The organism is Sphingobacterium prati, assembly GCF_013167215.1.
GTDB lineage: Bacteria > Bacteroidota > Bacteroidia > Sphingobacteriales > Sphingobacteriaceae > Sphingobacterium > Sphingobacterium prati.
In genome coordinates, this window is record NZ_JABJWY010000035.1 from 23,752 (window position 1) to 31,702 (window position 7,951).

At 38.4% G+C, this 7,951-nt stretch carries 4 protein-coding genes and 3 tRNA genes (1 of these 7 cut by a window edge); 6 read left to right on the forward strand and 1 reads right to left on the reverse strand.

The window, feature by feature from the left end:
* Positions 1-89: 89 nt before the first annotated feature.
* Together HPC41_RS16035 and HPC41_RS16040 are read left to right on the forward strand one after the other, a co-directional pair.
* On the forward strand, positions 90-1,280 hold the full coding sequence (locus HPC41_RS16035; RefSeq protein ID WP_172395359.1) for a phosphoglycerate kinase: 1,191 nt from the start codon (positions 90-92) through the stop codon (positions 1,278-1,280).
* Positions 1,281-1,665: 385 nt separating this feature from the next.
* Positions 1,666-2,508 (forward strand): endonuclease/exonuclease/phosphatase family protein, encoded by an 843-nt coding sequence (locus tag HPC41_RS16040; protein ID WP_172395022.1) that lies wholly within the window; start codon positions 1,666-1,668, stop codon positions 2,506-2,508.
* Here the strand turns inward: HPC41_RS16040 and HPC41_RS16045 are convergent.
* On the reverse strand, positions 2,505-5,354 hold the full coding sequence (locus HPC41_RS16045; RefSeq protein WP_172395023.1) for a TolB-like translocation protein: 2,850 nt from the start codon (positions 5,352-5,354) through the stop codon (positions 2,505-2,507). The two genes, HPC41_RS16040 and HPC41_RS16045, sit on opposite strands and share 4 nt — an antisense overlap.
* A 643-nt stretch (positions 5,355-5,997) precedes the next feature.
* Here HPC41_RS16045 and mgtE point away from each other — a divergent pair.
* From mgtE to HPC41_RS16065, 4 genes are all read left to right on the forward strand, one after another.
* Entirely contained in the window at positions 5,998-7,374 is a 1,377-nt protein-coding gene (gene mgtE, locus HPC41_RS16050; RefSeq protein ID WP_172395024.1) for a magnesium transporter, read from the forward strand.
* Positions 7,375-7,620: 246 nt separating this feature from the next.
* Positions 7,621-7,694 (forward strand) — tRNA-Asn (locus HPC41_RS16055).
* Positions 7,695-7,744: 50 nt separating this feature from the next.
* A tRNA-Asn gene (locus tag HPC41_RS16060) sits at positions 7,745-7,818 on the forward strand.
* A 93-nt stretch (positions 7,819-7,911) separates the two neighbouring features.
* Positions 7,912-7,951: transfer RNA gene (locus HPC41_RS16065), tRNA-OTHER, on the forward strand (it continues 86 nt past the right edge of the window).

Genomic DNA, 7,951 nt, shown 5'->3' on the forward strand with positions numbered 1-7,951 from the left:
GGCATTTATTTGATGAAAATAAATGCCTTTTTTCTATATTTAGCTGTTCGTTTGGCAAACGACAGATCCTAAAACATTAAAGTTATATGATGAAAACAGTAGACGATTTAAATTTTGCAGGTAAAAAAGCCTTGGTTCGCGTAGATTTCAACGTTCCTTTGGATGAGAATTTCAATATTACGGATGATAATCGTATTCAGGGGGCTGCTCCGACAATAAAGAAAATTTTGAATGACGGGGGAAGTGTGATATTGATGTCCCATTTAGGAAGACCGAAAGATGGTCCTACTGATATGTATTCATTAAAACATATTGTTGCCCATCTTTCTAAGGTGTTAGGTACAGATGTTCAATTTGCCAATGATTGCATTGGAAAAGAAGCTGTGGAAAAAGCTGCTGCATTGCAAGCTGGCCAAGTTTTATTACTCGAGAACTTACGTTTTTATAAAGAAGAGGAAAAAGGTGATGTGGAATTTGCTGAGAAACTTTCAAAATTGGGCGATGTTTATGTAAATGATGCGTTTGGTACAGCACATAGAGCACATGCTTCGACGGCGATTGTTGCACAGTTTTTCCCATCCGCGAAATATAGCGGATATCTGATGGCGGCTGAGGTGGGTAATGCAGAGAAAGTTTTGAATAATCCTGTTCGACCTTTTACAGCGATCATGGGGGGCGCAAAAGTTTCAGATAAAATCCAGTTGATCGAAGCTTTGTTGGATAAAGTCGATAATTTGCTGATCGGTGGAGGTATGGCTTATACTTTTATCAAAGCAAGAGGTGGAGAGATCGGCCGGTCATTAGTCGAGATCGATAAACTTGATCTGGCAAATGAATTGGTAAAGAAAGCGAAAGAAAAAGGAGTAAACCTGGTTATTCCTACGGATGCACAGATTGCTGATGCATTTTCTAATGATGCAAATGTATATGATGGTCCAAATGATCAGATTCCTGCAGACCTTCAGGGCTTAGACATTGGTCAGGAGTCTGCTGTAAATTTTGCGTCTATTATCAAGGAATCAAAAACCGTTCTTTGGAATGGTCCTATGGGAGTTTTTGAATTTGATACTTTTGCAAAAGGTACAAAAGCTGTTGCTGACGCTGTTGTGGAAGCAACGCAAAACGGCGCATTCTCATTAATCGGTGGTGGAGATTCAGCTGCTGCAGTGAGTAAATTTGGTATGACTGAAGATGTCAGTTATGTCAGTACAGGTGGAGGAGCACTATTAGAATATATGGAAGGTAAAGTTCTTCCTGGTGTAAAAGCGCTTGAAAATTAATACCTTTTAAAAGTTATAGAAAAACGCTGTATTATAAATAAAATTCGTGGGTGCAAATCGGAATTAATAGCGTACAGTCTTCATATGGCTAAAAACGTACAAAAGGATCAAAATCGTAAGAATTTGATCCTTTTTCGTTGAGAATGATTTAATGACAAAGTTTTATTTGGAATTAAATTAACGAAATAAGCTTTTAATGCAGCTGCTTTTTGTTGAAGCGCCAAGCATCAGGAAGAGCCTTTCCTATCCCTCTATTTGCAATTTATTATATTTCCTACTAATGTCACTTTTTAATCAATTATCTGTTAAATATCTGTTCATTACTAGTGAGTGTTTGCTGTATTTATTAAATTTATCACGGTACGATTTTAATAGGTAGTTATTGATGGATGCTAATCACAAAAAAGATAAAGATAGTTCGGGTTATTTTTCAGTATTAACATATAACGTGGCGGGATTACCGGGGTTTATTTCCTCTGCGATTACCGGAAGGAGCAGGAGTATTGCTGAAATAGGCAAGAAGATCAATCCTTTCGATATTGTGAATGTGCAAGAAGATTTCAATTATAACAATAGTCTTTATTGGGGTGGGAATCAACACCCTTATCGTACCAAACCAAAAGGACGGGTGCCTTTTGGGGATGGACTGAATACCCTGTCTCGTTTTCCAATGTCTGACGTCGTGCGTGTACCTTGGAAAAAGCGTACTGGAGCTGATTTTCTGACACCGAAAGGTTTTACCATAGTCAAGGTAGAAATCGTTGCGGGTTTATGGATTGACGTGTATAATGTACATGCAAATGCACAGAATAGCAGGCGAGCTTCTCGTGCGAGAAGAGACAATCTTAATCAGCTACGCGATTATATAGGTGAAAATTCGAGCGAAAATGCACTAATTGTCATGGGGGATTTTAATGCACACTACAGTTTTGGTGATGATAACCTACATGATTTTATGGAGTCAACCACATTGGTGGACAGTTGGGTAGAACTCCAGAACGGGGGGCTTGTGCCTGAAGCAAAACATGCATTTAAACCACCTCATATGTTGTCAATTGGCAACCAGAGTGAGTCAATAGACAAGATTCTCTACCGTAGCAATAGGCATCTAAGTTTGGCTGCACGTGATTATAATATAGAAAATAACCTATTTACGAACATCAAGGGCTTACCGCTGTCAGATCACTATGCATTAGCCGCTAATTTCAATTGGGCTACTCATCCTTAGTACGTGTAATTTAAACTTACTGTTGGAACGATACGCTGCGTTGTCGTTTGATCATTGATGTAAGTTCCTTTCACAACAAACTCAAAATCGGGTAGTGGATATCTAAAAGCATTGAAATCAAAGGACAAGTATCCTCCAAAGCTCTTTGGTGCTGCTTCTTTATGTTTGTGAATATTCTGATAGTCTGCAAATACACCACCCTTTATACGTTTTATATAGGCTAGTGAACCTAACCCAAAATCAGGGTAGGCGATAGGAAAGCGATAGTTGATCAGTAATGTATTTTTTACTTTCTCATATTTATAATAACTAAATCCGCTGACGAGTGGAATATCGTTAATGTATTCATAAATCCCTGTTCCAGCCTGTGCGCTTAAGCGGATCTGAAAGCCATGATTAGTCACGAATCCTGGGAGATAAAATACAGACCGTGCAGAAAGAATTTCCCCTTTAGCTTTGTTTTCAAATGGGGTATGTCTATAGGTGATGCTGAAATTCTGTCCCCATCTCGGATATTGGTCCATGGTTGACATACGGGCATTTCGGTTGAAATAAAGCTGGTAAGTCAACGGAAATGCAGTTTCATAATTAAAGTTTTTGAGGTCATTACGGCTTAAGTTGTATCGTTTCAAATAGGCTGTTGCAAAATTGAATCCCGTTGAATAATTGTAATCAAGCCTATAAAAAGACAATGGAATGGAAATCTGCGAAGAAACGTAATGTTCTCTCCAGTCGAACCTGATGCTGCTGTCTGGTTTGTTGGGGATAGTTGCCGCTGCGATCTGGCCCCTGTTTTCATAACGTAGAGAGAATTTTGGAAAATATTTATTATACGTGAGCTCGGCTGAATAAATACCCTTTCTAATATCGGTATCGTATTCATAACCAAGTGCAATTTGGGTTGTATTTAAAATGTTGTTTGAAAGCCAAAAAATACCGGGTTTGAAATTATCGAAACTTTCAAAGTTGCTGCTGCTTAGAGAAAGGCTATGGAAGTTAAAAGTTCGTCCGAACCCTTTGTAAGGTGAAATGGTATATTTTTGGCTTGAATCCGGTGCTGTGGTGGCACTGTTGAATATACTGTCCTTGTGTAAAGCAGCAGCGTAATAATGGGAAAAATAATCGGTCTCCGGTTTGATTTCAAAGGCAGTGTCTACGCCTGTCTGACTAATTTTATAACCGTTATACTGATAATTGTTAAAAAGCAGCTGCTTGGTGATCTTATCATAAAATGGATTAAAAGCGCCAAACGGAGCTTTCGTCAAGAGTTGTTTTGCACCTGACTGACGGTTTATCTTGTAGATGTTATCAATACCATTGAAGTTTGCTTTGACAAGGATATCCATACCTGGAAGGTATTGGGGTCGTTCATATTGTTGGTTACCCCAGGCGGTAAGGTTCGTGATATTGTCATTTCTGAGGTCAATTTCACAAATTGCTGTACCAATTTCGGATAGTCGGATTGCAATTATTTTGTCTCCTGTGGTATTAAATGCAGGATGCTGAAGTTGCTCATCATCTCCTGTTTTTATGCGCTTGATTACAGCGCCGTTTTTAAGGCTTATGAGCGTGAGATAGCTTGTGTTGGATAAATCTACTTCGACACATGCAATAGATTCGTCTACGGGGCTAAATACAGGTGAGTAATACCTGGACTGCTTGGTAAGTGTTTTGGTTTTTCCTGTTTTCAGGTTCATTAAGTTAATCACACTATATGTTCTCTTATTATAGCGCGGATCTTTTCGGAGCTCGTCCCATACAATGAATTCGCTGTTGATATCGAAATGTGGAGTCAACTGGATCCCTGTTTTTATAAGTTGTGATTCCGATTTCTGATTGCTTTCATACGTATAAATTGCATTTGTTTTTTCTGGATTTTGTTTAATAAAATAAATTAAATTTCCGCTTGATTTTGGTAATAGATTGCTGTTGTAGTAACGGTCGTTTTGTTTGTTAATTTCGGTATAATTTTGGGCTGCATAATCCGCTGTTTTCTCTTTCCATACAGCGTCCAATTTCGCTATTGTTTTATTAAATAAATAACTGCTATTTCCCCCTATTTTTTTCTTCAATACACGGTTGATATTATAAGGATACAGCGGTCGTTTGTTGAGCTCTGAAAACAAATCCGCTTCGTAATTTGGTGGCAATTCAGACTTCATTGTTGAGGTCATAAGGTAGCCGATCGTGTAGTAGCTAGGGACAATATCCTTAAAGGATCCGAGTAAGTACTTATTGAAACTGTAATTCTGCTGAGATAGGAAATTGGCTTTGATCGGCATTTCAAAAGATGGCAATCGACCCCTTCCACCATTGGAGTAAATGGTTTCGGTTAGTGTAGCGTCACCCTCAAAGAACCAGGAAGGGACGGTTAGTCCATAGTAAGCAAGTGCCAGTTGTTCAAAAAACGGAGCCTTTAATTTTCCTGTCAATTTGTCAAATTGGCTCACATGTCTAGACTCATGCAGGATCAAGTTGGGCAACCAAGTTTGGTTGTCTGGTTCAGCTCCGGCAGTACTATACAGTTCAGATTTTCGGGGCGATAACTGGACAAAACCATTTGTTTGCAGATTAGTATTGTGTATGATGAAAGGGATTTTTCGCGGTGTAATTTTGTAATTTCTACTTGTTATACGCAGCGAGTTGTTGACATGATTAGCTAGGGTAGGGGCCTGGCTTTTCATCTCTCTAGGGAAAATAAGTTTAAAATTTGGGGTTTCAATTTTGTGCCATTTTTGACTGAGCGGTGCTTGACTGTCTTCAAAAAACTGGGCAAAAGTTTTTTCTGAAGATATAGTTAATATTGAAACTATTAAAGTGTTGATAATGACATTTCTATATTTCATTTTTGAGGTTAATTTGTGGTTTGCTATTTTTTTTAGCTAAAATCTTTGGCTTTACATGAAGCTTACATTTTTATTTTAATATATAAATCGTTGATATTTATATTATTATAGTTTTAATGTTTTTATTTGTTTTGTTGTTTATTTACGATTATAAATCAACTTTCGCGTTCTGTTTTCTTTAATGCAATACAATCTTCAGATGGAAAGAAGTATGTGACGAATATACTTAAATATTCATCCAGAAGATAGTGGGTGCGGCGAAAAATTTAGATATTTTTATAACGATAAATTTTATGGATGCGCTCGGATGGTAGCGCTGTGATGGGCGCGTCCTACTTTTATATTCTCCTTGTCTTGCATTCGCTTTTGTAAGAATGGATATCAAGGTGGGGACATTTTTGGGCGAAAGGTTTTGCTATTTTTTCTTGTCAAATATTGGGTTGTGTGATGAAATGTATGTTAATGACAAAACGTCTTGTTTTTGAATAAGCGATATTGTTCGCGGTATTCTCGAAGGTGAAATTTCCTGGCTATTTTGATGCCTTTTTATTATTTATTTTTTTATTCAGAATTTACTTTAAAAAAGCGATTTTTGTAACATATAATTTGTACCGATGTAGGATTTTAAAATCGAAAGGAAGATATGGAAGAACTGGAAATGCAGGTAAGTCAAATAGAACAATTGATAGCGAATGGTGATTTTGTTGGGTTGGAGGAATTTCTAAATGAATTGAATATTTCTGAGGTTGAGGAGCTGATTGATGAACTGCCAGAACACGGTCCACTCTTTATTGAATCCTTAAATTTAAATCGTGCCGTAAACGTTTTTCGGATCCTAGATTTTCCTACACAAAATCGAATTTTTAAAAGACTTTCCAAAGCTAAAATAAGTGCGTTAATCAACGAACTTCCACCCGATGATCGGACTTCTTTTTTCTCGGAAATGAAGGATGATATTAAGCACTTAATTTTGCTCTTGCCACCCAAAGATCGGGTAGAAGCTTTAGCTTTGTTGGGCTATCCCGAAGACAGTGTTGGCCGCTTAATGACGCCGGATTATATTACGGTAAAAGCACACTGGAGTATTGAAAGAATATTGGGGCATATCCGTCGATATGGAAAGGATTCTGAAACTATTGATGTGCTTTATGTCATCGATTCAAATGGTAAACTGATCGATGATATTCGAATCAAAGATGTGCTAATGGCTGAGCCCGAAACAATCGTAGGTGACCTGATTGATTACCGTTTGATCTCATTGAATGCTTATGATCCGCAGGAGGAAGCAATTAATATCTTCCGTATGAACAATAGGGTTGCTCTTCCGGTTGTGGATGGGCAGGGAGTGATGTTAGGGATCGTTACGGTTGATGATATCCTATGGGTAGCCAATGAGGAGTATACCGAGGATATGCAACGTATTGGGGGGACAGAGGCTTTGGATGAGCCTTATCTGGATGTCTCTATCAAAAACCTGGTAAAAAAGAGAGCTGGTTGGCTAATTGTTCTGTTTCTAGGACAATTGTTGACAGCTACCGTCATTGAGCATTTTGAGGAGCAAATGGCGAGCGCGATCATGCTATTCGCATTGATGCCAGTGATCATCTCCAGTGGGGGAAATAGTGGTTCGCAGGCTTCGACATTAATTATACAGGCGATGGCATTGGGGGAGGTGACTCTTTCGGATTGGTGGCGTGTGATGCGACGGGAGATAGTGTCGGGTCTGTTGCTTGGACTTATTCTGGGAGGTTTAGGCTTTTTAAGAATTATGGCTTGGCAATCCTTTGCACATACATATGGCCAATACTGGGTGCTGGTCGCTTTAGTGATTTCGCTGTCTTTGATCGGAGTTGTCCTTTGGGGGTCATTAATGGGCTCCATGCTTCCTTTTGTAATGAAAAGATTAGGGGCCGACCCTGCAAGCTCATCGGCACCATTCGTCTCTACACTTGTCGATGTAACAGGGCTTTTAATTTATTTTACGGTGGCAACGCTTATTCTCAAAGGTGTACTGCTTTAGCGCTTGTTTGACCGATGTCGTTGAGTTAAATGTGTCTCTCGGTGCAGAAGTAATACAAACATTATGCTGTTTGAGTTGCTTAAAGCAGGTTTTTGGTTAGGATCGGGAAAATGAAAAATAAATTATTCTTGTTGTATTTTAGGAAGTTGTAAAAAATGTGTTGAAAAAATTTGTAGTATTCTAATAATCTTCCGATACTTGCATCACGGAAACGCGATAGAGTCTCCAGAAAAATTGAAAAAATACTCCTGAATAGCTCAGCAGGTTAGAGCATCTGACTGTTAATCAGAGGGTCGCTGGTTCGAGCCCAGCTTCAGGAGCAATTTAATAACTTACATAACCGGAGTTTTTAAAATATTCAATTTTTCATTCCTGAATAGCTCAGCCGGTTAGAGCATCTGACTGTTAATCAGAGGGTCGCTGGTTCGAGCCCAGCTTCAGGAGCATTGAGTAAATAACAAAATTATTTGCGAATACTATAAAAATGTACTATTTTTGTGCATTCAATGAGAAAGGATTTTCTCACAAAATTAAAATTCCTGAATAGCTCAGCAGGTTAGAGCATCTGACTGTTAAT